Annotated in this window: 20 protein-coding genes; 6 read left to right on the top strand and 14 right to left on the bottom strand. The window is 62.0% G+C overall.

Annotation, left to right across the window (positions count from 1 at the left end):
- Positions 1 to 262: 262 nt before the first annotated feature.
- The gene (locus IWY39_RS21205) at positions 263 to 880 is read right to left on the bottom strand and encodes a TetR/AcrR family transcriptional regulator (protein ID WP_107126554.1); all 618 of its coding nucleotides are present in this window, start codon (positions 878 to 880) and stop codon (positions 263 to 265) included.
- Positions 881 to 978: 98 nt separating this feature from the next.
- Between IWY39_RS21205 and IWY39_RS21200 the strand changes: the two genes are divergently transcribed.
- The 3 genes from IWY39_RS21200 (at position 979) to IWY39_RS21190 (ending at position 7291) form a co-directional block, all read left to right on the top strand.
- Positions 979 to 3924 (top strand): DUF2339 domain-containing protein, encoded by a 2946-nt coding sequence (locus tag IWY39_RS21200; RefSeq protein WP_107126553.1) that lies wholly within the window; start codon positions 979 to 981, stop codon positions 3922 to 3924.
- Positions 3914 to 5896, top strand: coding sequence for an AMP-binding protein (locus IWY39_RS21195; RefSeq protein WP_229380830.1), 1983 nt, complete (start codon positions 3914 to 3916; stop codon positions 5894 to 5896). Before IWY39_RS21200 ends, IWY39_RS21195 begins: the two co-directional genes overlap by 11 nt.
- A gap of 162 nt (positions 5897 to 6058) precedes the next feature.
- A complete protein-coding gene (locus IWY39_RS21190; protein ID WP_196871705.1) occupies positions 6059 to 7291 on the top strand; it encodes an FAD-dependent oxidoreductase in 1233 nt (410 codons plus the stop codon).
- A 186-nt stretch (positions 7292 to 7477) separates the two neighbouring features.
- Here IWY39_RS21190 and speD read toward each other — a convergent pair whose 3' ends face one another.
- Genes speD through IWY39_RS21150 form a run of 8 tightly spaced genes read right to left on the bottom strand, consistent with a single transcriptional unit; the run spans position 7478 to position 14363 of the window.
- Positions 7478 to 7876 (bottom strand): adenosylmethionine decarboxylase, encoded by a 399-nt coding sequence (gene speD, locus IWY39_RS21185; RefSeq protein WP_107124070.1) that lies wholly within the window; start codon positions 7874 to 7876, stop codon positions 7478 to 7480.
- The gene (locus tag IWY39_RS21180) at positions 7873 to 9483 is read right to left on the bottom strand and encodes an NAD(P)/FAD-dependent oxidoreductase (protein WP_107124071.1); all 1611 of its coding nucleotides are present in this window, start codon (positions 9481 to 9483) and stop codon (positions 7873 to 7875) included. Before IWY39_RS21180 ends, speD begins: the two co-directional genes overlap by 4 nt.
- Positions 9473 to 11008 (bottom strand): polyamine aminopropyltransferase, encoded by a 1536-nt coding sequence (locus IWY39_RS21175; protein WP_107124072.1) that lies wholly within the window; start codon positions 11006 to 11008, stop codon positions 9473 to 9475. The genes IWY39_RS21180 and IWY39_RS21175 overlap by 11 nt, the downstream gene beginning before the upstream one ends.
- A complete protein-coding gene (locus tag IWY39_RS21170; protein ID WP_107124073.1) occupies positions 11001 to 11213 on the bottom strand; it encodes a DUF350 domain-containing protein in 213 nt (70 codons plus the stop codon). The genes IWY39_RS21175 and IWY39_RS21170 overlap by 8 nt, the downstream gene beginning before the upstream one ends.
- A 9-nt stretch (positions 11214 to 11222) precedes the next feature.
- Positions 11223 to 11369, bottom strand: coding sequence for a hypothetical protein (locus IWY39_RS21165; protein WP_165418786.1), 147 nt, complete (start codon positions 11367 to 11369; stop codon positions 11223 to 11225).
- Complete coding sequence (locus IWY39_RS21160; protein ID WP_107124074.1) at positions 11366 to 12706, bottom strand: DUF4178 domain-containing protein; 1341 nt, start codon at positions 12704 to 12706, stop codon at positions 11366 to 11368. The genes IWY39_RS21165 and IWY39_RS21160 overlap by 4 nt, the downstream gene beginning before the upstream one ends.
- The gene (locus IWY39_RS21155; protein ID WP_107124075.1) at positions 12699 to 13367 is read right to left on the bottom strand and encodes a DUF4178 domain-containing protein; all 669 of its coding nucleotides are present in this window, start codon (positions 13365 to 13367) and stop codon (positions 12699 to 12701) included. The genes IWY39_RS21160 and IWY39_RS21155 overlap by 8 nt, the downstream gene beginning before the upstream one ends.
- Before the next feature lie 6 nt (positions 13368 to 13373).
- Entirely contained in the window at positions 13374 to 14363 is a 990-nt protein-coding gene (locus tag IWY39_RS21150; protein WP_107124076.1) for an SPFH domain-containing protein, read from the bottom strand.
- A gap of 191 nt (positions 14364 to 14554) precedes the next feature.
- Here IWY39_RS21150 and IWY39_RS21145 point away from each other — a divergent pair, with 191 nt between their 5' ends.
- Positions 14555 to 16492 carry a DUF3857 domain-containing protein gene (locus IWY39_RS21145; protein ID WP_231377807.1) on the top strand — a complete coding sequence of 646 codons (1938 nt, stop codon included), beginning with the start codon at positions 14555 to 14557 and terminating at the stop codon, positions 16490 to 16492.
- A 60-nt stretch (positions 16493 to 16552) separates the two neighbouring features.
- Positions 16553 to 17724, top strand: a protein-coding gene (locus IWY39_RS21140) for an IS3 family transposase (RefSeq protein ID WP_107124077.1) whose coding sequence is annotated in 2 segments (ribosomal slippage) — positions 16553 to 16817 and positions 16817 to 17724 — 1173 coding nt in all. Because the reading frame shifts where the segments join, the coding sequence is not laid out codon by codon here.
- Between the two features lie 372 nt (positions 17725 to 18096).
- On the opposite strand, the gene IWY39_RS21135 is transcribed toward IWY39_RS21140, so the two are convergent.
- The 3 genes from IWY39_RS21135 to IWY39_RS21125 form a co-directional block, all read right to left on the bottom strand.
- On the bottom strand, positions 18097 to 19053 hold the full coding sequence (locus IWY39_RS21135; RefSeq protein ID WP_145246993.1) for a nitronate monooxygenase: 957 nt from the start codon (positions 19051 to 19053) through the stop codon (positions 18097 to 18099).
- Positions 19054 to 19148: 95 nt separating this feature from the next.
- A complete protein-coding gene (locus IWY39_RS21130) occupies positions 19149 to 19523 on the bottom strand; it encodes a VOC family protein (RefSeq protein ID WP_315897877.1) in 375 nt (124 codons plus the stop codon).
- 34 nt (positions 19524 to 19557) lie between these two features.
- The gene (locus IWY39_RS21125) at positions 19558 to 19842 is read right to left on the bottom strand and encodes a hypothetical protein (protein ID WP_196871310.1); all 285 of its coding nucleotides are present in this window, start codon (positions 19840 to 19842) and stop codon (positions 19558 to 19560) included.
- A gap of 105 nt (positions 19843 to 19947) precedes the next feature.
- On the opposite strand from IWY39_RS21125, the gene IWY39_RS21120 reads away from it, so the two are divergent.
- A complete protein-coding gene (locus IWY39_RS21120; protein ID WP_196871309.1) occupies positions 19948 to 21324 on the top strand; it encodes an IS701 family transposase in 1377 nt (458 codons plus the stop codon).
- Positions 21325 to 21358: 34 nt separating this feature from the next.
- On the opposite strand, the gene IWY39_RS21115 is transcribed toward IWY39_RS21120, so the two are convergent.
- Together IWY39_RS21115 and IWY39_RS21110 are read right to left on the bottom strand one after the other, a co-directional pair.
- Positions 21359 to 22195: an IS5 family transposase gene (locus tag IWY39_RS21115; protein WP_196871704.1), complete on the bottom strand. Its 837-nt coding sequence runs from the start codon at positions 22193 to 22195 to the stop codon at positions 21359 to 21361.
- 145 nt (positions 22196 to 22340) lie between these two features.
- A complete protein-coding gene (locus tag IWY39_RS21110; RefSeq protein ID WP_107126163.1) occupies positions 22341 to 23453 on the bottom strand; it encodes an S-(hydroxymethyl)glutathione dehydrogenase/class III alcohol dehydrogenase in 1113 nt (370 codons plus the stop codon).
- Positions 23454 to 23514 lie beyond the last annotated feature (61 nt).

The raw sequence follows: 23514 nt of genomic DNA, 5'->3' as shown, positions 1-23514 counted from the left end.
CTTCACGGACGCTCAACATTCAATTTCGCTGCCAAGGTGCAGACCGTCCGCTATTTTCTAGGTGTTTTTACATCCCTCGCTCGGCTTTACGGCGGCAGGGATATCAAACTACCAGGTTCAGGCTGGTTCAGTCGCGCAAGGGTGCGAGTTCGGGCCTCGCAACCCATCGGGCCAATGTAGCACTGCCACTGGTCACAATCTGGTGCCGACCAGCGGAGAATTGCAGATCGCGCTCCAGAATTCTAACCATTTCATGTCGAAGCTACCCGACATCCGCCAATGGCATCGATGCGCCCGAAGCGGCCAGCGACTCTCTCACCCGCGCGGTCGCCATCTCCATCGGTGCGGTTTCACCCAAGAGAGCGAAACTTCCATTAAGGGCGAAGATGCAATGCCCATGGACGGTGGCCACCAGCGATCGGGCAAGACGCGGTGCGCGGTCCCGCACCTCAGCCGGCAACACCGCCGCGACCTCGCGCACAACGACATCGGTCAACGCGCCGCGCCGCGCTGCAAACCCTTCCGGCATGACCATGTCGGGCGGCAGGCGATGGTCGTAGATCGCGGTCCACAACGGCATATGTTCTTCTGCAAAACTGAAATAGCCTTCCACCAGCGCGGCGATCCGGTCGGTCGATGGCTGGGCCAGCCGCTCTTCGAGATAGGCGGCCCATTGTTCAAAGGTACGGGTATTGATGGCGACGATCAGCCGATCATAGCTGCCGAACACATTATAGAGGGTCCCGACGGCATAGCCGATGCGTTTGGCCACTTCGCGCGCGGAAAAGCGGGCAAAGCCGACTTCCGCCATATGGCGGTGCCCTTCGTCCAGGATCAACGCTTCCAGTTCAGCGCGGCTATGGTCGGATCGTCTGCCCATGAGGTCGCTGTACGACTTCAATTGATCACTGTCTAATATTTTAATTGATCACTGTCTAATTCCGTATTATCACGCACGGATCAATTGGAGGGTGAGTCATGCTGGTTGCGCTGGTCCTGATCGTGCTGGGGGTCGTGCTGTTCGACACCCGAGGCCGGATGAAGGCGCTGGAATCTCGCCTCGCCCTGATCGAGACGGATGCGCGGCCCGCGCCATCCGCCGCCATATGGCCATCCAGAACCGCAGCGCCGCTCCCGGTCGCTGCTGCCGTAGTGCGAAGGACGCCCGAAGCCGAGCCGGAAGCACCCATCCTGCCTATACCGGCAGTCGAGTCGAGACCGGTTGAACAGCCCGAGCCTGTCGTGCCTTCCCCTGCGGCTGTGCGCGATCCCGCCCCCGTCGCCGCCCCGGACCCGATACTATTCCCAGAGACTCAGGCCGCCTCTCCTGCCCAACCCGGCTTTGCGTTCGAGGATCTGTTCGGCCGTCGTCTGCCGATATGGGCGGGCGGTATCACGCTGGCGGTGGCGGGCGTGTTGCTGGTCAAATATTCGATCGACACAGGGCTGCTGTCGCCGGTCATCAGGGTCATGCTGGGCCTGCTCTTCGGTGGCGGACTGATCGCCGCTGCGGAAGGCGCACTGCGGCAGGAGGACCGGCTACGCGATCCCCGCGTGCGTCAGGCGCTGGCCGGGGCGGGCATCGCGACGCTGTACGCCGCCATCCTGACCGCCGCCAATCTGTATCATCTGATCGGACCAGCGACCGCCTTTGTCGGCCTGGCCGCTGTGACGGCGATCGCCATGGGGCTGTCGCTGCGCTTTGGCGCACCGAGTGCTCTGCTGGGTCTGGTCGGCGGCTTGGCTGCGCCAGCATTGGCAGGATCGAACGAGCCTAATGTTCCGCTCCTGTCCTGCTATCTCGCGCTCACCATTGGCGGGCTGTGCGCCCTGTCTCGCACCCAGCGCTGGCTGTGGCTGGGCATCGGCGCACTGATCGGCGGCGCAGGCTGGGGCAGCCTCCTGATCCTGAACGGCGCGCTCGGCCTTACCGCGTCTCTCTCGGTCGGCCTGCTGATCCTGGCGATCGGCGTGGGTTTCCCGCTGCTGGTCTTCTCCGGCGACCGTGCCATTTTGTTACGCACAGCCTCTGCTGTCGTCGCCTCGGCCCAGATGGCCATGCTGGCCGCCACCGGCGGTTTCGCGCCGCTCCACTGGGCCTTGTTCGGCCTCCTGTCGATCGCCTTTCTCTGGCTGGGCAGTCGCGAAGCATCGCTCCGCCGCCTGGTGCCGATCGGCTTGGCTGTTGCTCTAATACTCGCAGCCGTTTGGCCCTCGCCGCCGGTGCTGGTCTTTACCTTTGTCATGGCAGGGATCATCGCCCTCTACGGCAGCGCTGCACTCTGGCGGCTGTGGCGGCCGGGCGGCAGCCTGATCGAAGCCGGACAGGTCGCGGCGATCGCGCTGGGTGGGCTGACCGTCACCGCGCTCCATTTCTACCGCGCCTCGCCCGTCGACGGTGTCCGTTTCGTCTTGATCGCGCTGGTCGCCGCAACGCTGCCGATGCTGGCCATCGCGCTGGGCTGGAACAATCCCGACCGTCGAGACGATTCCCGCTTCGTCGTGCAGGCAGTGAGTGCCGCTATTCTACTGGTCATGGCAGGCGGCTTCGGCCTGCCCGGCTGGATGGTGCCTGTTACCGTAGCGCTGGTCAGCGCGGCGCTGCTGATCCTGTCTGACAAGGCGAAGGATCGGCGGGTCGAATATGGCGGCTGGGCCTTCACCTTCGTCGCGCTCACCGCGCTGGTCGTGGGCGACCGCGGCGTGGCGGAGGCAAGTCGCCTCATCGGCGATACCTTCCCGGTCACGCCATTGTCCGCATCGCTGCGCTGGGGCATGGTTGCCGCCGTTGCCGCCTTCTACGCCTGGCGTGCGCGCTTTGCCGAAGGGCGCGTCGTCGCCCAGGCCGCCGCCGCGATCGTCACCTATGGCGCGGTGGCGCAGGCTGCGCCGACATCCTGGCTCGCGCCGATCGCCGCCTTTTCCATTCCTATGCTCGCCTATGCAGGCCATCGACGGTCGCCACAGCGGCTGTTGCCCGCGCTGGCGTCCATGCTGATCATCGTGCTGTTATGGGCTGCCTGGCCTTTGATCGACTGGATCGGGCATGGCCTGCTTTCCCTGCTCGGCCAGCCGATGCTGGCGAGCGGCCTGCCGGATCTGTCGGACATGCTCCGCCGTCTCGCTCTACCTGCCTCGCTCATCGGGCTGATGCTGTGGCGCGGTCGATTCGGCACGATCGAGCGCTGGACCGGGGGTGCGGCGGCGTCGATCATGGGCGCGGTTGCCGTGCATATCCTGTACAAGCAACTGTTCGACATTGGCTCTGGCATTGACTTTATCCATGCGGGCCTGGCCGAACGAACGCTCTGGGAAGCGCTGATGCTGGGCGCGGGCTACGCCTTGTGGCGGATCGCGCACTATCGCGTCGTCGGCCTTTCATTGATCGCTGCGGCGCTTGCGCACAGCCTGCTCTACACCCTGCTGCTCCACAACCCGCTCTGGGCCACGCAAGCGGTCGGCAGCCTGCCGTTGCTGACGCTGCTCCTGCCCGCCTTTGCGCTGCCCTTCTTTGCATTGACGCTGGCAGGCCGGATCGCGCCAGACCTTGCCTTCCGCTTTGCCCGGACGATCGACGGCATCCGAATGCTGCTGGTCCTGTTCTTCACTTTCACCCTCCTGCGCCAGTTGTTCGAGGGGTCGCTCCTCAACGGCCCCACTCTGGCGGTGGGTGAGGATATCGGCCGTTCCGTGCTGGCCATCGTCCTGGCCATCGGCTTCCTGCTTTGGGGCATCCGCACCGGCAAGCGGGATTGGCGTATCGCATCCCTGCTGCTGATGCTGGGCGCGGTCGCCAAGGTTTTTCTGCTCGACGCATCGGGCCTGACGGGATTGCTCCGCATCGCATCCTTCCTGGCGCTCGGCTTCAGCCTGATCGGCATCGGGTGGCTCTACAGCCGCCAGCTCAGAAGCGATGCGGATTAACGTTCCGTCTACCCGCATCGCCAAGGCGTGGTGGATCAAGCCCTTCCTGCCGCTGTTCGATGCCTTCCCGGTTGACCCGACCAACCCCATGGCGGCCAAAGCGATGGTGAAAGCGGTGCGCGAGAGCCGAACGCTCGTCATCTTCCCCGAAGGCCGCATCACTGTCACCGGCGCGCTGATGAAGGTGTTTGACGGCCCCGGCATGGTCGCGGACAAGGCCGACGCGCCGATCATTCCCGTCCGTATCGACGGTGCCCAATATACCCCCTTTTCTCGCCTGCGCGGCAAGGTGCGGCTGCGCAGCTTTCCCAAGATCCGCTTGACCGTGCTACCGCCACGCCGCTTTGCGATCGAGGGTGAGATGACCGCCCGCGCCCGCGCCCGCCGCGCCATCGCCGGACGTCGCCTGTATGACGAGATGAGCGCGATGATCTTTGCCACGTCGAACAGGGATGAAACGCTGTTTCAAGCGCTGCTGGAAGCCCGGCACATTCACGGCGGCAAGGCTGCGGTGGTCGAAGATGTAAAGTGCGAGCCGATGTCATACGACCGGCTGGTTGTCGGTAGTCTGGCGCTGGGCAAGCCGCTGGCCGCTGTGACCCGACAGGGCGAAGCGGTCGGCGTGCTGCTGCCCAATGTTTCGGCCGTGGTTGCGACCTTCTTTGCCCTCCAGGCTCATGGCCGCGTGCCTGCGATGCTCAACTACACTGCCGGCCTCACCAACCTGAAGGCCGCCTGCACCGCTGCGAAGGTCCGCACCATCGTCACCGCGCGCGCCTTTGTGACGCAGGCCAAGCTCGGCGATATCGTCGCGGCGCTCGCGGAAGAAGGCATTACGATCCTCTGGCTGGAAGACATTGGTGCGGCCATCGGCATGGGCGCGAAGTTGCGCGCCCTCATCGCCGGCCGCTTTGCGGGACGTAGCCACAAGCGGTTACAGATCGCGCCCGATGCACCTGCTGTCATCCTCTTCACCAGCGGATCGGAAGGCCTGCCCAAGGGCGTGGTGCTGACCCACCGCAATCTGCTGTCCAATTGCCGCCAGCTGGCCGCGCGGATCGATTTCAACACGGCGGACACGGTGCTGAACGCGCTTCCGGTGTTCCATAGCTTCGGCCTTACCGGCGGCACATTGCTGCCGATCCTGCATGGCGTGAAGACGCTGCTCTATCCCAGCCCGCTCCACTACCGCATCGTTCCAGCCCTCGCCTATGACAGCAATGCGACGATCCTGTTCGGCACCGATACTTTCCTGTCGGGCTATGCGCGGATGGCGCATAATTATGACTTTTATTCGCTGCGCTACATTTTTGCGGGCGCTGAGCGGGTGCGCGATGAAACCCGCAAGGCCTATGCAGAGAAGTTTGGCCTGCGCCTATTGGAAGGCTATGGCGCGACCGAGGCTGGCCCTGTAATTGCGGTCAATACGCCGATGCATTTCCGGGCGGGCACCGTGGGGCGCCTGCTGCCGGGCATCGAACCGAAGCTGGACGACGTCCCCGGCATCACCGACGGCGGACGCCTGTCGATCCGTGGCCCCAACATCATGGCCGGTTATATGAAGGCCGACGCGCCGGGCGTGTTGCAGCCACCCGAAGAAGGCTGGCATGACACCGGCGACATCGTGACAATCGATGCCGAAGGCTTCGTCACCATTCGCGGTCGCGCCAAGCGCTTCGCCAAGATTGGCGGCGAGATGATCTCTCTCCCTGCTGTGGAAGGCTATGCGTCCGCGCTCTGGCCAGATGCCGAACATGCCGTTGTCACGCGTCCCGACGTACGCAAAGGCGAACAGCTGGTGTTGTTCACGACGCGCAAAGGCGCGAAGGCAAGCGAGCTCCAGTCATGGGGGCGCTCAAATGGCATCACCGAACTGGCCATTCCCCGTGACATTCGCGAAGTGGACGCGCTCCCGGTGCTCGGCACAGGCAAGCTGGATTATGTAACGATGGGGGCATTGGCAGCGGCATGACGCGCGTCATCTCGCTCGCTGGCAGGTGGTGAAATTCGGCATGTATCGCTGGATGCCGGTTCAGTTTCGCCGAATATTCCGGGCGCGTTTCTTTACTCCCCAATATAGGCAATTCCGGTCCATCCTCTTGGAACGGCCTGCCTGCTCGTCTAGACGGTGGTCATGCGGGGTCTGAACATCGCGATCGCAGGCTGCGGGCCGTGCGGACTGGCGGCGGCGCTGCTGCTGCATCGGGCGGGCCATCAGGTCACCCTTTTCGAGCGTTTCGACACGCCTCGCCCGATCGGGTCGGGCCTGATGATCCAGCCCACAGGCATGGCGGTTCTTGACGAGTTGGGGATGCTGGACGACGTGTTGCGGCGCGGATCACGCATCGACCGGCTGTTCGGCAAGGCGGAGGACCGGGTCGTCCTTGACGTCCATTATGCCGCGCTGCGCCACCGCGCTATGTTTGGCATCGGCATCCATCGCGCCAGCCTGTTTGCGATATTGCATGAGGCGGTCCAGCGAGCGGGGATCACCGTCCATACCGGGCGCACGCTCGTGGACAGCGAACCGGTCGGTGCGCAACGTGCGTTGCGCTTTGCCGATGGCGAAACCAGCATCCCCTATGATCTTGTGGTCGATGCGCTGGGCACGCGCACACCACTGGCGCCGCCGACCGGCCGGGAACTGGCCTATGGCGCACTCTGGGCCAGCCTCGACCTGCCGCAGGACGCGCGCTTCGATCCTCATGCCCTTGCACAGCGCTATGACCGCGCCAGCATCATGGCGGGTGTCTTGCCGATCGGCACGCCGCCGGGCGCGGCGACGCCAAAGGCCGCCTTCTTCTGGTCGTTGCGCGCCGATCGGCTGGGCGACTGGCATCAGGCCGGACTGGGGCCGTGGAAGGCTCGCGTTACCGCGCTCTGGCCCGCTTGTGCGCCGTTGCTCGACCAGATTGATGATCCCGACCAGTTGACCTTCGCCCGCTACGCGCACCGTACCCTGCGGTCACCGGCTGAGCGGGCATTGGTCCATATCGGCGACGCCTGGCATTCCGCCAGTCCCCAGCTGGGTCAAGGCGCCAACATGGCCCTGCTCGATGCCTGGGCGCTGGCCAAAGGTCTGGCGGACGCGAACGGGGTGGATGAGGGGGTTCGTCTCGGCATCAAGCTGCGGCGACGCCATGTCCTGACCTACCAGTGGCTCACCGCCTTGTTCACACCCGTCTATCAATCGGACAGTCGTTTGCTGCCCTTGATCCGCGATCGTTTTGTCGGCCCGCTGTCCAAATTTTGGCCCGCTACCAGCATACAGGCGGCGATGGTGAGTGGACTGGTCGCCGATCCGCTTGGGCCGCTGGGGCTGGAAAGTGCGCTTCATATGCCCGCGCCAGAATCGGTGGCCGCGTGAGCACCAATCCTGCCAGCGAGCACGGCCCGATCATCGTCTTCGACGCCATGTGCGTGCTATGCTCCGCCAATGCCGCCTTCGTGATGCGGCACGACCGGGCTCACGCCGCTGGCCCTGGATCGCAGCCAAATCGCAACCGCGCTGAACAAGCATGGACCAGATATAGTGGCCGCTCAAAAATCAATTTCAGCGTTCCAGTTTCTGACCGTCCGTTTCTCGCGCCAGCTCGGAAATATCACCCCGGCGTACTAGATTTTGACTTATGCGGGTAGGCGACAAATATCGACATAGCACATCAAGTGCCGCTGCCGGATCATGGCGCGCGCCGCACAGGAAAATGTCGACGGCAGCATAGCCATGTTCGGGCCATGTGTGGATCGACATATGTGATTCGGCGAGAAGGGCGACGCCGGTGACGCCCTGTCCTTCACCGAAATGATGGAGGTGAAGGCCGATCACTGTCGCCCCGGCGCTGTCCGCCGCGCCGCGCAAGGCGGCGTCGATCAGCGCGACATCGTCCAGCACGGGACATCCATAAAGGTCCGCCAGCAGGTGTCGGCCATCATAGGTCATGGGCGGAATCATAGTAGCGTCTCATGCGGATGTCCGATCGAAGATAGCGCCGCTTCCGCCGCGGCCATGCCACGATAATGGGCTTCCTCGAACAGCGACAGCCCGCTCAGGTCCGAATGGGCGCGGAAGAAGGGCGGCAGGATAGCCGCGCGTTGCCGCGGCGCGACATCCCACAGGAAACCCGGCGTCGGCCGGACCATGGCGTGACCCCACTTCCAGAGGTCGATCGACCGGATCGCGCCGTTCAGGTCCGGATTCATCCCAAGCAAATCGTCACGAACCAGCCGCCGCCAATCAGCATCGGACCGGTCGATCAGCAAGCGGCGGGCGGACGCGGGCGGCATGTCGGACAGGGCCATATACCAAGTCAGCACCGTAGGCCCCGTGTGCGAGTCGCTCTGGTGGGTGGCGACGACATAGCCGAGCGAAGCGCTGCTGGCCGATACATTATCCCAGGCAAGCCCGCTGCCCTTCCCCTCCGGTGCGCGATCGACGGTGACATTGGCGATCAGCCAAGGGGCATAGCTGTAGGCCGCATCGGGCTTCTTGCCCAGCAGGCGGGTGGCGATGAAATGCGGCATGGCAAGGATCACGGCGTCAACACGATAGCGGATGCTGCTGCCCTGCTGCGCATCGAACACATCAACCATCGCCCCCTTATCGTCACGCCGGGCACGAAAGGCGACCTGCCCCGTCGTGATGCGATCTCCCAATCGATCAGCAATCAAGCTGGTCAGGCGGCTATTGCCTTCAGGCCAGGTCAGTTCATTATCGCCCGAACCATCCGCAGTGAAGCCACGCCGGCTCGCAAAATAATGAATGCCGGCCCAGGCGGAGACGTCGGCTGGTTCGGTGCCGTAATCGTCACGGCAGGCGTAACGAACATGCGCGCGCAGCACCGAGGAGGTCCAGCCCTGCTGGTCGAGCCACTGCGCGAAGCTCATCCGATCGAGCGCAAGCAGATCGGCATCCCTTGCGCTATAGGCGATGGGAATGGCGAAGGCAGGCCGGCCTTCCGTATCGCGGCGACGGGAAAAGTCGGCCATGGTGCGGTTGAAGGCGGCAAGGTCGGCTTCGTCCTTGGAAGACAGGCCGGTTCGGGGTACCAGCCCCTCCTGCCATTTCCCCTGCCAGAGCAGCCGCTCCTGCAAATCGGCGCAGAGTTGCAGCGGGTCATAGACCGGCTTGCCATCCCGCTCGCCCACGATCACCCCCATTTGTCGCAGCATATGGCGCAGCCCGCGCGCTTCCTCGTTGGGAATGGGTAGGTAATGCGCGCCCAAGGGATAAGCTGACACGGCATTGCGACCGCCACGGGCATTGCCGCCAGGCTGGTCTTCGAGTTCGATCAGGCGGAAATCGTCGAAGCCGGCCTCACGCAATCGCCAGCCCGCCGACAGCCCCGCTACGCCACCGCCAGCGATCAGGAGCGGCACGCGCTCTTCGCGCACCGGTTCGGGGAAGGCGCCATCGCGCAGGCGGTGGCCAAGCGCCATGTCCGCTCCCCCGCTGCTGCCCGAAGTCGGCGTTTCACAGGCTGGCAGCGCAAGCACAGTGGCAGCCGCCATCCCGCCCTTGAGGATGGCGCGCCTGCTTGGGCCGCCCGCGTCAGCCTTCATAGCGCGCCCATTCCTCGGCAAAGCTGCGCACCAATGCCTGATTGTCCAGACGGTTCACCGGCACCGGGCGGCGCGTCATGTCGGGCGGAAAAACCAATGCCTGCCGGGCTGTCGCATCCGACAAAAATCGATTGCCAGGCAGCAGGCGCGTCGTCGTGCCAGGATCGACCAGCCCGGCCAAGATGAAGCCCCATTCGCCGAAGCTCGGCACATAGACATGATAGGGTCTGGTCTGGAAACCGGCGGCCTCCAGCGTCTGCGCCACCGTCCAGAAAGCGGCGGGCGCGACCAGCGGCGACGTGCTCTGGACCACTGCCATGCCGCCGGGCGCCAGATGCGGGCGCAACATACGGTAGAAGGTTTCGGTATAGAGCTTGCCCACCGAGAAATCGACCGGATCGGGGAAGTCGACGATGATGACATCGAAGCGTGCCTTCGTCTCGCGTACCCACCGGAAAGCATCAGCGTTGACGACATGCATACGCTTGTCGGTCAGCGCATCGCCGTTCAGCGCGCGCAGCAGGCCGGTTTGGCTGAACAGGCGGGTCATGGCGGGATCAAGGTCGACCAATGTGACATGCCGCACGCCGGGATGGCGGAACACCTCGCGCGCGGCCAGCCCGTCGCCCCCGCCCAGGATCAGTACATTGGCCGGGCGTGCTACACGGCCCATTGCCGGATGAACCAGCGCTTCATGATAGCGATATTCGTCGCGTGAGGAAAATTGGAGGTTGCCGTTGAGGTATAAGCGGATGTCATCGTCGTGTCGGGTCAGCACCAGCCGCTGATAGGGGCTGGACGTCGCGTAAATCACGCGCTCCCCATAAGCGGCGATTTCCGACCAGCGCTGGATTCGCTCGGCCGTCAGCAAGCCTGCGATCAGGCTCATCATCACGACCAACGCCAGAATGCGTTCCCGCATCAGGCTGGCGCGTGATGGTACTAGAAGCAACAGGAGCAGCGCGACACCGACATTGAGCAGGCCGAACATGAGCCCGGTTCGGATCAGTCCCAGATGTGGCACCAGCAGGAGCGGAAACAGCAATGAAGCAGCCAGTGCGCCGACATAGTCGAAGGTCAGCACGTTCGACACCGTCTCGCTGAAATCGAACCGGTCGCGCAGGATGCGCATCAGCAGCGGAATCTCCAGACCCACCAGAAAGCCGATGACAAAGACAAGGCCATAGAGGATGGGGCGAAACTGCTCCACCAGCGGGAAAAGCAGGAACAACCCCGCCGCCGACCAGCCACCCACCAGCGCCACCAATATCTCGACCCGGATGAACAGGCGCAGCTCGTCGCGCTTGACATAGCGTGAGCACCAACTGCCCACTCCCATGGCGAACAGATAGGTGCCTATGATGATCGAAAATTGCGTGACGCTGTCGCCCAGCAGATAGCTGGCGATCGTCCCGGCAAGCAGTTCGTAGATCAGGCCGCAGGTCGCGACAGCGAACACGCTGGCCAGCAGCAACCCGACCAGCGCGGTGCGCCTGCGCTCGGTCGGTGCCGATGCGTCAGCCATGAATAGCGGCAGCTACGATGATACCCAGGGCAATGGCGACGGCGCCAGCGAACTGGGCAACGGCGACATTCTGCTTGTCCCTTATCTCCTCCCACAGCTTGCCCGGCGTCAGCAGGTCCAGAAGGACGAAGCCGGCGACGAAAACGAGCATGCCGATCCCGGCATAAACCAACGAATTGAGCAAGGTCGGCAGAGCGATGATCATCGACGTCTCCTATTTATGGGTGGGGCCGTAGGCGCGGGCGGCGCCGGCAGTGCGTCCGCCGTCGGCGAAGGGCGAATAGCCCTGCGACGCGGCAGTCAGATAAAGACCCAATACGCCCAGGCACCAAAGGGCGTAGAGGAAGCTACTGCGGCTCATGGCGCTTCCATCCCCCGCAACCAGTCGTCGGAGTCGGCGGGTGAACCGTCCTTCTGCGCCAGCCGGGCATTTTCGAACAAGATGTGAAGGACCAGCATGAACAATGGCGGTAACAGGATCATCAGCACCGCCAGCCAGAAATTCGACGCAAAGCGAGCGCCGCGCGCCACCGTCAGATTGACCTCGATCGGGGGCTGGCCTTCGGTCTTGTAGGTACTGCTCGACGCGTCAAAGGTCCAATTGCCCGAACTGCCCCAATGATGCGCCTGCGCATCGACGACGAGATCGTAAGTTCCAGCAGGCAGACTCGCAACCTTCAAGGTCTGCGACCGCGCCCCTTCGGACCAATAGCCGTCCGAATCCCGGCCCGAATAATGCTCGTTCAGAGCATAGGCGTCATAGCTGTCCTGCGTCTTACGATTGACAAAGGCGACGTCGATATCGACCCAGCCTTGCTCCACACCGGGTGTCATCGCCTCGACCGTCATCGCCTGTTTGCCGAGCGGCAGCGTGATTGGGCCGAATGTCTGCGTCACTGTGGGGCCGTCGGGCGTCACCGACAGGCTGAACATTTGCGGTTGCATGGTCCTGCCGAACAAGGTCAGCAAAACCAGCAGCGCCACGAAGGACAGGGCAGCGATCGGCCACCAGCTCTTGATCCGCCGGGCATAGGGCGAAGGCTGGTGCGCCAGCGGCGTCATACCGGGTATCCAGACGGGCGGCGGATCGACATCGAATGCCGCCCGTATCTCCCGCCCGGTCAACAGTTCGCTGATCGTCCAGCTATTCTCCCGATCATCCTGTTCCAGGCTGAGCATGAAGCCTGGGCGTACATAGTCGCTCGCGCGCACTTCCTCGCCCGGCTTCACCCGCCAGTAGAATTCGCCCGCCACCCGCGTCACGCGCGCAGTTGTGACGCTGTAAAAGGGGGTGAAGCGTCGACCAGCGACGACCCGGTCCGGCCCGTCGCGCTGCGGCGCGGCGGTCAGCATCGCGCCCAGGCTCCACTGGCCATTCTGCGCGATCAGCCAACGATAGCCGGCATAGGGATTGAACAGCAGATATTCGTCCCAGATCGCCCAGCCGTCCGACCGTTGCAGCCAGCCGATCGCTTCCCATTCCACGCCGCGCAACGTGCCGCGCGTGCCGAGCGGGATCGCAAGCGAAGCCTGCATTTCATTGTAGCGGGTGATGATCCGCGCCGCCGGATCGGTCGCGTCGATCAGCGAGCCGCAATATTCGCAGGCCAGCGTGACCGTATAGCCGGCCGCGCGAAGGGCGATCGTCCCGCCGCAGGCCGGGCATGACAGGGCGCGGACGCTCTCCTCCTCAGCCATAAGCAGGCAGGCTCCAGCCGGGAAGCGGACGCAGGTTACGCGGTTGCAGCGAGGCCAGGTTCACATGATGGCCGACATAGAGGGACGGTCCATGCCGATCTTTCTGGAAGGAGGCGCAGCGCCCGTCGCGATTGCGAAAATCGACGCTCAGCGCTTCCCAGCCAATGGGCGCGGTGAAGGGCAGTTCGCCTTCGCAGCCGATGCAGCGCACGGTGCGGATATCGGCAACCTCATAGGATTGTCCGGCGATATTGCCGCTTTCACCCGGTTTGACAGGGGTATCGTTCATCAGGCGGCGGATGACCTGCGCCAACGATCCCGTCAGTTCCACCTCGCGCAGCGCCATGAATTGGCCCATAGCCTCCCCAAGCCAGGCGTGACTGCCGTCAGCCAGAAGCATCAGCCATTCGTTCCAGGCGCCATCGTCCCAGGCCCAGCGCACCCGACCGATGATCTGGAAATTCTGATCGAAACAGCGTCCTTCCGTCCCGATCTGGATCGGGCTGATATCGAACGGCAGGACGCCAGCCTCCCCCATCCCCTGCGCGCCCTGATTGTAACGCACCACGAGCGTGCGACAATAGTCGCACACCCGAACGGGCAGCGCCGACGAGCGGAAGGCAACCTCCGCGCCGCAAGTGGGACAGGTGACCAACTGCATCGGGTGCTATCGAATACGGCCCAGCAGTTCCGCCTTCTTCGCATCGAATTCGGCTTGGGTCAGCGCGCCCATATCCAGCAGCTTGTGCAGCTTTTCGATCAGCGCGAACGGGTCTTCGGCCGGGGCTGAGGGCGCGCTCGCTGTGCCGCCCAAGGCGCCGGTCATCGCCTGGCCGATGGCCAGCCCGGCCGCAGCGCCGGCACCGACCCCGGCCACGCCACCAGACTGAGCGGCAGCCGTCTCGATTGCTTCGGCTGCCTGGAATTTGGCGTAGCGGTCAAGATCGCCCAGCACGCGCATCGAACTGGCCTTGTCGAGATGCTTCTGTACCTCTTCGGGAAGGGACAGGCTCTCTACAAAGAAGCTTTCGACCGACAGCCCCCATTGGGCGAAGGCCGGCGTGACCGCGGCCTTGAGCGCTTCGGACAAAGCGGTCTGGCTGGCTGCCAGATCCAGGAAAGCAGTGCCGCCGCCGGCCACCCCCGTCGCAAGCGCAGTCTGGATCGCGGCACGCAGTTGCGGCTCGATATCCGCCACCTTCACCTCGCCCAGCGTGCCCATGATGCGCGAGGCAAAGGGTGCTACCTCTTTGATACGGAAGCTGTAACTGCCAAAGGCGCGGACGCGCAGCGGCCCCAGTTCGGGATCGCGTAGCGTCACCGGCTGCGCCGTGCCCCATTTCAGGCCGATCTGCTCCTTTTCGGAGAAGAAATAGACGTCCGACTTGAAGGGCGACTTGAAACCCTTGTCCCAGTTCATGATGGCCGTCATCAGTGGCAGAGTAGATGTGTCGAGCGTGTAAAGGCCGGGACCGAACATATCCGCGATCCGCCCTTCGTTGAAGAAGGCGGCGATCTGCCCCTCCCGCACCGTCAGTTGCGCGCCATTCTGGATTTCCCGGTCGGCGAGCGGTACGCGCCAGCCGAGTTGTCCCGGCTCTTCCACCCAGTCGATGACATCCACAAACTGTTTCGACAGAAAATCCAATATACCCATGTCGCTCCCCTACGCTGGTCGCCAGCTTAGAATAGCAGGCCCACGGGACAAGCGAAATTGCGGCATGCGAGACTTATGACCCTTTTCTGATCTTGTCCGAGTTCGCGATCCGGTTCCGCTTGCAACCCCTTTGGCGCCGTTTGACGCCTTACGTCCTGCTCTTAACGGCGGACGAGAGGTCGATGCCCACGTTGCCGAAGGGCATTGGTTACTCAACCGCGATTGTAAGAGCCATCAAACACTTGCTTAAACCGCAGCCGCAGACATTATGGCGCAAATCTCAGGGGGATGTTGTGCGGTTCACGATTTCTGTTTGCTTGGCGAGCCTGCTTGCCGGATCCACCGCTTATGCAGCGAACAGTAAGATTCAAACTGGGCCTGCGCCCAAATGGGCTGTCCAGTCGGAGCCTATGCCTGTTCCTGCCGACGCTGCAGGCGCGGTTTTCATCCGCCGTCAGGACACTGAGGTTCATCTCGATGACAAAGGGCAACTGCTCCACAACGGCTATCGCATAAAGATCCTACATCCCAACGCGCTTCAGCTTGGCAATCTGTCGCTGGCATGGAATCCAGCGGCTGGTTCGCCTGTCGTCCACGCAATAAAGATCCATCGCGAAGGTCAGGTCATCGACTTATTGAAGACGGCTTCGTTCGAGATTCTGCGTCGAGAAGACCAGCTTGAAGCGGCAAGGCTGGATGGCAATCTGACCGCCGTTTTGCGTGTGCCCGATCTCAGGGTCGGGGATGAAATCGAGTTCGGCGCAACGCTCCCTGCGAGTGATCCCACGTTGGGGAAGGACGATGCCGGCCTGCTTCTCCTTGCCGCCGATCCGGCGCCGGGCCGATACCATCTTCGTCTAAGTTGGGAGGAAAAAAACAAGCCCGCCATCAAGATGACCAACGATATGATGACGGTGGCTGAACAGAGCCCGAATGCCATCGATTATCGGTTCGACAACCCTGGCGTCCTGGCGCCGCCCAAGGATGCGCCCCCTCGTTATCAATGGCAGCGGGTCGTCGAGTATAGCAGTTTCAGCGACTGGCAGGGCATATCGCGCCTTTTTGCGCCGCTATTTGCCAATGCGTCGAGTCTGAACGCCAACTCCTCACTCAAGCAGGAGGCCGCCCGCATCGCCGCGGCCCATGCGAAGCGGCTCGACCGCGCTGCCGCCGCCCTGAAAATGGTGCAGCAGGATGTCCGCTATATTTATGTCGGGCTGAATGGCGGCAATCTGACACCGGCAGGAGCCGATGAGACATGGCAACGCCGTTACGGCGATTGCAAGGCCAAGACCGCTCTGCTGTTGGCATTGCTGCGTGAGCTAGGCGTCGAAGCCGAGCCGGTCCTCGTCAATAATAGTGGTACTGATGATGGCATGGATCAGCGGCTGCCCAGCCCACGCATGTTCGATCACGTGCTGGTACGGGCGCGCATCGATGGAAAGATCTATTGGCTTGATGGCACGATGCCTGCCGTTGTCCCACCTACGCAAGAACCGGTCATTTCCTATCAATGGGTTTTGCCGTTGACCAGGCAGGGAGGCGGTCTTGAGCGGCTTGGCTGGGCACCTGCTTCGCGACCGAATGAGATCACGCTATTCGAAATCGACGCGCGTGCTGGCTTCGACAAGCCCGCACGCATTACCAATACAACCATCAAGCGCGGAATCGAAGGCTTGCAGCAGGAGGTGCAATTTTCTGTAGCGACGCCCACGCAACTGCTCAGCGCGTTTCGTCAGAATGCGATCGGAAATACATGGCAGACCATCGAGGATGTTCAGTGGCGCTATGATGCGAAGGCGCAGGCCAGCATATTGACCGTCGTCGGCACAGGCGCCGTCGACTGGGACGATGACGGCGATGGAGTAAAATCGCTGGCGCTGCCGGGTGGTGGCTTCAACCCGCCAGAAAAGCGAATACGCGCGAAAGAGCAGGATCAGGCGCTGCCATTCTACAACAAGCCGGATTTTAGCTGTCACGTCACCACAGTCCGCCTGCCATCCACGACAAGGGCGGAACAGTGGTCGCACAAGGATGATATTAATAACCGGATGTTTGGCCGCGCATATTACCGTGCATTCGACATATATGACGGCTCGTTGCGCATGATCCGTGGATCGAGAACCTGATCTGCCCCCTGCTGAGTGGCCCAGAGACTATGATAGTCTGGACCACGAAGGGGAAAATGAATGCCGAGCAAGAAGCACAAGCCGGAAGAGATTATCGGCAAGCTGCGTGAAGTTGAGATTGTGCTGGCGCAGGGGGCCTCGACAGCGGAGGCCTGCCGGCGGATCGCGGTCAGCGAGCAGACCTATTATCGCTGGCGGAAGGAATATGGCGGGCTGAAGACCGACCAGGCGCGGCGGATGAAGGATTTGGAGAAAGAGAACCAGCGTCTTCGCCGGGCGATTTCGGACCTGACGCTGGACAAGTTGATCCTGCAGGAGGCTGCCAAGGGAAACTTCTGAGCCCTGCGCGGCGGCGGCGCTGCATCGATCATTTGCGACAAGAGCTTCCGGTGTCCGAGCGACGGATATGCCGGGTGCTGGGTCAGCATCGATCGACACAGCGCAAGGTGCCGCGCGGGGCGGATGACGAACAGGCACTGACAGAGGATATCATCGCTTTGGCGAAGCAATATGGTCGCTATGGCTACCGCCGGGTGACGGCATTGCTGTGCCATGCGGGATGGACGGTGAACCATAAACGCGTTGAGCGGATCTGGCGGCGTGAGGGGCTGAAGGTTCCGCTGCGCCAGCCAAAGCGCGGACGCCTATGGCTCAACGACGGATCCTGTATCCGCCTGCGGCCCGAATATCCAGGTCATGTATGGGCCTACGACTTCGTCGAAGGGCGCACGCATGACGGGCGCAAGTTCCGCATTTTGACGATCATCGACGAGGCCAGCAGGGAGTGCCTGGCGCTCATCGTCGCGCGGCAGCTCAAGCATGAGGATGTTCTGGCAGCGCTCGCCGACCTGTTCATCTCGCGCGGGCCACCGGCGCATATACGGTCCGATAATGGCAGCGAATTTATCGCGACTGCCGTCCAGAAATGGTTGGGGCAGATCGGCGTGAAGACGCTCTACATCACGCCGGGTTCACCATGGGAGAATGGCTATAACGAAAGCTTCAACGGGTCGCTTCGCGACGAACTGCTCAACGGCGAGATCTTCTACAGCCTTGCCGAGGCCAAAGTGCTGATCGAAGCCTGGCGGCGGCATTACAACACCGTCCGCCCGCATAGCAGCCTGGGCTATCGACCACCGGCCCCGGAAACGGCGACACCGCCATATCCGGCCTCCGGTTCCGCTTCGCTCCACCTCCACCCGGATATGGCGGCGATGAGCTTAATGCACTAACAAACCAATCGGTCCACTCGGTGGGGGCAGATCAATCGAGCCACACCACCAATTGGCGCGTAACGGCACCGGAAAAGTCCAACAAGCTCCCAGCTCTGTAAATTCAAATACTTAGAAAAAATAGAAGCGTCAAAAGCGGCTGTTTACCGCCATTCTAACTACCGCTACTTTTAGGAAAAATGTTAAGGAAATCTCATTTTTGGCTTTATCGCGATGTTCAATAGCTTGCTTGGCGGGACTCTTTGTACTGCCGTCACGAGAACCCCAAAGGCAATGTTCCCACCTAACTTTACTGTCACGAGCTCCACAACCTTTAGCGTCATATCAGGCTCATGTAATTTTCTATGATAGTTGAATACGTTTGAGATTGCTTCAACTGATCCATCTTGAAATCGATCGACCAAAGTTTGCCTCACGAAAGTCGTCGACAAGTTCGTCGACAATTGTCGCGACAGTACGAATGGAACGAGTAGTTCCTACTGAATGCCCCGCACCCCAGATATTTTTCCAGGCTTTGGCGTCACCGTGTAAATTAGAAAAATCGATCTTCTTTTTTACCTCGAGTATCTCGGGCGTAAATCCGGCGCGATCAAGACTCTCTCGTATCCAGTTTGATGCCACCCCCGTGACCGCCGGCGTGGTTACGATGTCACTCATACTCGCGCGTACCAGCATCTCTCGATTGTCATCCACCACCAGGCTCTCGGGTGCAGCGATAAAATGCGTCCCCATATAGGCGAAGTCTGCGCCGAGATCGAGCGCCGCGCCGATGGCACGTGCACTCCCGATTGCTCCGCCCAGGATCAACGGTCCGTCCCAAAAGCTGCGAACCTCTTCCACTAGAGCAAAGGGACTGTAATGTCCGGTATGACCACCGGCGCCGCTGGCGACGAGTATCAGCCCATCGGCACCTGCTGCTGCAGCTTTACGCGCCTGTTCCGGTGTGACTACATCCGAGAATACCGAACCGCCATAGCCGTGGATCCGATCAAGCACTCGGCGCGGGCTTCCAAGCGCTGTTATGACAATCGAAGGGCGGTATTCGCAAACAAGATCTAGTTCGGCCTCAAATCTTTCATAGGTAGGATGCACGATCAAGAAGACCGCGCCAAGACCAAAGTCATAGGCGCCTGCCGCACCGTCCGCCACGCCCTCGCCATGCGGCGACGTGTCGGGTGCCACGAAAATGAGGCTAAGCGCAGCGCACAGGCGGCGAACCTCGCCGTTCTCGGTCACGTTGGCGTGCGTGCAGGTCAGGCCCGAAAGATACCAGACCACCGGCAGCTTGGCGCCGCCGTCGTGCTCGGGCACATAGACGGAGAACGTCATGTCCGTGCCGGTGGCGGCAGAAACGTGTTGATACACGCCCTGCACACCCCCAAAGCTATGACTCGTCTATATCGTTTCGAGAGCCATGTCCTGCCTTACGCGTCAGTGAAGGTGTAGGTGCAGACCTTGTTGCCGGCCGGATCGCGCAGGTAAGCGGCATAGGCACCGGGGAGATGGCCACGAGCGCCCGCGGCGCCCTCGTCCGTTCCACCATTGGCCAGGCCTGCGGCGTAAAACGCGTCGACTTCTGCTGTGGTCGCGGCTGCAAAACCAATGGTCGCGCCATTGCTCGACGCCGCTTCGCCATTGCCGGGCTTGGCAATGATGAACGCCGGCTTGTCCTTGCCGTAAAGGACCCAGCCATTGCCGAACGGACCGAGGTTCTTCACACCCAGTGCGCCCAGAGCCGCGTCATAGAATTTAACCGAAGCCTCGACGTCATTCGCGCCAAGGAACACATGGGAAAACACGCCGTCGCCTGAGCTCGACTTTGTACGTTTTTGGTCAGGTCCAGGTCCAGAAGATGCTGTTTTCAGCGATGTGGTCGAGGGCTTGATCGAGTGGCAAGACGCATCCGCCCATATCGTCGATATCTTCCCATTTCCGCCGGTGTGACCAGTAGCCGAGCCTGACTTCGTCGCGCGAGCCGACAGGCTTGAGGCGGGCGACCGGTGCCTCGGTTTCCAGCAGATAGAGATGGTAAGCGCCCTTGTCCTCATACCATCCGACGCCGCCGCCGTTGGCCGCGTCGAACGTCTCGATGCGCAGAATGATTTCCTCGTCTTTCATGGTGCATCCATAGCTGCCGTCGGGTCACAGCATATTCGAGTCACCTCGCCGCATGGCAACAGCCTAAGCGTTGCAACGTGCTTCAGTCAGGATTCGAAGCATGGAATGCTGGACCAGAACAAGGCCGTTATCGGCGATCCCGTCCCCCAGATCCTGCGCCAATGGCTGCAGGCATGGCGTCCCTGCTTTACGGCTCCCAGCTGGGAGCATGTCCTTGTTCTTGTGATGGGCGGCCTGCTGGCCACGGGCAAACGGACCGTTACGACTTGCCTGCGTGTGACCGGCCGAGCCGATGCTGCCAACTTTGCAACCTATCACCAGATCCTCAATCGCGCCCGCTGGAGTTCGCGTGCCGTTGCCAGGCGTTTATTGGGCATTGTGGTCGAACGGCTCGTGCCCGATGGTCCTGTGGTCATTGGTATGGACGACACCATTGAGCGGCGATGGGGGCGCCGGATCACCGCACGGGGTATCTACCGCGACCCGGTCCGCTCCAGTCACGGCCATTTCGTCAAAGCCAGCGGACTGCGCTGGCTCAGCTTCATGGTGCTCACCCCGGTGTCATGGACCCGCCTGATCAAGGCACTGCCAGTCTTGACGTTGCTCGCTCCTTCGGAACGATCGAACCGTCAACGCGGCTGTCGTCACAAATTGCTGACGGACTGGGCCCGGCAGGGCGCGCTGCAGCTGTCTCGCTGGCTGCCGGGTCGGCGGATCATTTTCATTGGCGACAGCAGCTTTGCTGTCCACGAACTGGCGCATGCGATCGTCCGCCGGGCCACACTCATCAGCCGACTGCGGCTCGACGCCAACTTGTTTGCTCAGCCTGCGGGGCGAACGGCACGCACGATGGGGCGACCGGCGCAGAAAGGGCGAGCATTATCAAAACTCAAGACCCTGCTCGCCAACCCGGCGACACGCTGGACCAGTATTCTCGTCTCTGCCTGGTATGGCCATCTCAACGGCAAGACGCTCGAGATCACATCTGACATCGCCTTATGGTACAGGCCCGGCACTCCGGTCTTGCCGGTCCGCTGGGTCCTGGTTCGCGATCCTGACGGAAAGCGCGGCCCGCAGGCCTTCTTCAGTACCGACATCAGCCTCGAGCCCGCCGAGATAATCGCCCTCTACGTCCGCCGATGGCAGATCGAGGTCACCTTTGCCGAAACCCGCGCGCACCTGGGTGTCGAGACACAGCGCCAATGGACCGACAAAGCCATAGCGCGAACCACGCCGGCTCTGCTCGGATTATACAGCCTCATCTCGCTCTGGGCCTGTGATCTTCTCAACAGTACCAGTACACCCTATGCGGCCGCGTGGTATCGGAAAACCAGCCTGACATTTAGCGACGCCATCGGCGCAATCCGACTCCAACTTTGGGTCGGCGACATTAACTCACACTCCCCGCCCCGCCGGAAACCGCAATATATTCCAACAACCCGCATCGTACGTATGGCCCAAGCGCTATGCTTCACTACCTAATCGTACAAAGTCGAGCTGAGAGCCTGATTCAAAATTATCGGGCGTGATTTGATGGCCTTGCGATGCGGCGTGCGAAGAGCTGGATCGAGGCGATGAAGAGCCATGCGGTAGCCGATGCGATGGTCTGTTCAAAGTCCTTGGCGAGGCGGCGATTGCGGTTCAGCCAGGCGAGGGTTCGCTCGACGACCCAGCGTCGCGGGAGAATGACAAACCCCTTTGCGGCATCCGACCGTTTGACGATCTCGATGGTCCATTTGCCGATCCGGCGCAGCGCGTCCCTGAGTTTGTCACCGGCATAGCCACCATCGGCGAAGACATGGCGCAGCCACGGGAAGCGCCTGATGATCTCGGCCAGCACCAGCGGAGCGCCGTCACGGTCTTGGATGTCGGCGGTGTGGACTACGGCATGGACGAGATTGCCGTCGGTATCCGTCAGGATATGGCGCTTGCGCCCCTTTGTCTTCTTGCCCGCGTCATAACCCCGTGGCCCGCCGCTTTCCGTGGTTTTGACGCTCTGGCTGTCGATCACGCCGGCGCTGGGCGAGCCCTGGCGGCCTGCAGCTTCGCGCCCGATCAGCAGCAGGGTATGGTTTAACGACAACCACAGCCTGCTGTCCCGCCACAGATAGAACCAACGCCGCACCGTCGAGACCGGCGGAAAACACGGCGGAAGCATCCGCCACGGGAGGCCGCCACGCAACAGATACAGGATCGCCTCGACAATCCGCCTGGGCGGCCACTTGCGCGGACGCCCTACATGCGAGGGCGGCGGAAAGAACGGCTCGAGCAGCGCCCATTCGGCATCGGTCAAATCGCTTGGCAAAGCCAAGTCCGCACGGGCATACTGCGCCCGAGTGGTGTCGGTCCACATCGTTGATTTCCTTTGGTTTGTCGCAAAACCGCTGAATCAACGACAGGGCACGCCGTCAAGCTAACCCGCTGATACCACTCAACTTAATTTCGGATCAGGCTCTGAGATAACCGCCATATTCATTCTCCTCTAAAAAACCGTTTTTTCAGAACACCACGACGGAGCGGATGCTCTTGCCAGCGTGCATCAGGTCGAAGGCGGTGTTGATCTCCTCCAGACCCATGACGTGGGTAATCATCGGGTCGATCTCGATCTTGCCGGTCATATACATGTCGACGATCTTGGGCACGTCGGTCCGGCCCTTCGCGCCGCCAAAGGCGGTGCCGCGCCAGTTGCGCCCGGTGACGAGCTGGAAAGGCCGTGTCATGATTTCCTTGCCCGCTTCGGCCACACCGATGATGATGCTGGTGCCCCACCCGCGATGGCAGGCTTCCAGCGCGGTGCGCATCACATCGGTGTTGCCGGTCGCATCGAACGTATAGTCGGCACCGCCGTCGGTCATTTCCACGATCTTGGCCACCGTCTCTTCGCGCGAGAGGCCTTTGGAGTTGAGGAAGTCCGTCATGCCGAACTTGCGGCCCCATTCCTCACGGTCGGGATTGATATCCACGCCGATGATCTTGTTCGCACCGGCGAGACGCGCGCCCTGAATCACGTTGAGGCCGATGCCACCCAGGCCGAAGATGACGACATTGTCGCCCACCTGCACCTTGGCCGTGTTGATCACTGCGCCGACGCCCGTCGTGACGCCGCAGCCGATGTAGCAACTGCTCTGGAACGGCGCGTCCTCGCGAATCTTCGCCACCGCGATTTCGGGCAGGACGGTGAAGTTGGAGAAGGTGGAGCAGCCCATATAGTGGAAGATCGGCTGGCCCTTGTAGGAAAAACGGGTCGTGCCGTCGGGCATGAGGCCCTTGCCCTGGGTCGCGCGGATGGCGGTGCACAGGTTAGTCTTGCCGGAGAGGCAGCTTTTGCACTGGCGACATTCGGGCGTGTAGAGCGGAATGACATGGTCGCCCGGCTTGACCGAAGTTACGCCGGTCCCAACTTCGCGCACGATGCCCGCGCCCTCATGACCCAGGATCGAGGGGAAGATACCCTCGCTGTCGAGGCCGTCGAGCGTATAGGCATCGGTATGACAAATTCCGGTGGCCATGATCTCAACCAGAACCTCTCCTGCCTTGGGGCCTTCCAGGTCCACCTCGACGATCTCAAGTGGTTTTTTCGCTTCAAAGGCGACAGCAGCGCGAGTTTTCATGTCTTTGTCCTCATTTCAATCGAGTTAATCGGTGACATCCAAGCCTTGGCTTGGCTTGACT

Source organism: Sphingobium sp. JAI105, from assembly GCF_015752145.1.
In the GTDB taxonomy this organism is placed as follows: Bacteria; Pseudomonadota; Alphaproteobacteria; order Sphingomonadales; family Sphingomonadaceae; genus Sphingobium; species Sphingobium xenophagum.
The sequence above is the reverse complement of the archived record's forward strand: the minus strand, read 5'-3'. Positions and strand labels throughout refer to the sequence as shown.

Bases quoted from the DNA above. Each gene is read 5' to 3' on its own strand.
- IWY39_RS21205 (WP_107126554.1), bottom strand. From the start codon at position 880: ATGGGCAGACGATCCGACCATAGCCGCGCTGAACTGGAAGCGTTGATC.
- IWY39_RS21200 (WP_107126553.1), top strand. From the start codon at position 979: ATGCTGGTTGCGCTGGTCCTGATCGTGCTGGGGGTCGTGCTGTTCGAC.
- IWY39_RS21195 (WP_229380830.1), top strand. From the start codon at position 3,914: ATGCGGATTAACGTTCCGTCTACCCGCATCGCCAAGGCGTGGTGGATC.
- IWY39_RS21190 (WP_196871705.1), top strand. From the start codon at position 6,059: ATGCGGGGTCTGAACATCGCGATCGCAGGCTGCGGGCCGTGCGGACTG.
- speD (WP_107124070.1), bottom strand. From the start codon at position 7,876: ATGATTCCGCCCATGACCTATGATGGCCGACACCTGCTGGCGGACCTT.
- IWY39_RS21180 (WP_107124071.1), bottom strand. From the start codon at position 9,483: ATGAAGGCTGACGCGGGCGGCCCAAGCAGGCGCGCCATCCTCAAGGGC.
- IWY39_RS21175 (WP_107124072.1), bottom strand. From the start codon at position 11,008: ATGGCTGACGCATCGGCACCGACCGAGCGCAGGCGCACCGCGCTGGTC.
- IWY39_RS21170 (WP_107124073.1), bottom strand. From the start codon at position 11,213: ATGATCATCGCTCTGCCGACCTTGCTCAATTCGTTGGTTTATGCCGGG.
- IWY39_RS21165 (WP_165418786.1), bottom strand. From the start codon at position 11,369: ATGAGCCGCAGTAGCTTCCTCTACGCCCTTTGGTGCCTGGGCGTATTG.
- IWY39_RS21160 (WP_107124074.1), bottom strand. From the start codon at position 12,706: ATGGCTGAGGAGGAGAGCGTCCGCGCCCTGTCATGCCCGGCCTGCGGC.
- IWY39_RS21155 (WP_107124075.1), bottom strand. From the start codon at position 13,367: ATGCAGTTGGTCACCTGTCCCACTTGCGGCGCGGAGGTTGCCTTCCGC.
- IWY39_RS21150 (WP_107124076.1), bottom strand. From the start codon at position 14,363: ATGGGTATATTGGATTTTCTGTCGAAACAGTTTGTGGATGTCATCGAC.
- IWY39_RS21135 (WP_145246993.1), bottom strand. From the start codon at position 19,053: ATGACGTTCTCCGTCTATGTGCCCGAGCACGACGGCGGCGCCAAGCTG.
- IWY39_RS21125 (WP_196871310.1), bottom strand. From the start codon at position 19,842: ATGAAAGACGAGGAAATCATTCTGCGCATCGAGACGTTCGACGCGGCC.
- IWY39_RS21120 (WP_196871309.1), top strand. From the start codon at position 19,948: ATGCTGGACCAGAACAAGGCCGTTATCGGCGATCCCGTCCCCCAGATC.
- IWY39_RS21115 (WP_196871704.1), bottom strand. From the start codon at position 22,195: ATGTGGACCGACACCACTCGGGCGCAGTATGCCCGTGCGGACTTGGCT.
- IWY39_RS21110 (WP_107126163.1), bottom strand. From the start codon at position 23,453: ATGAAAACTCGCGCTGCTGTCGCCTTTGAAGCGAAAAAACCACTTGAG.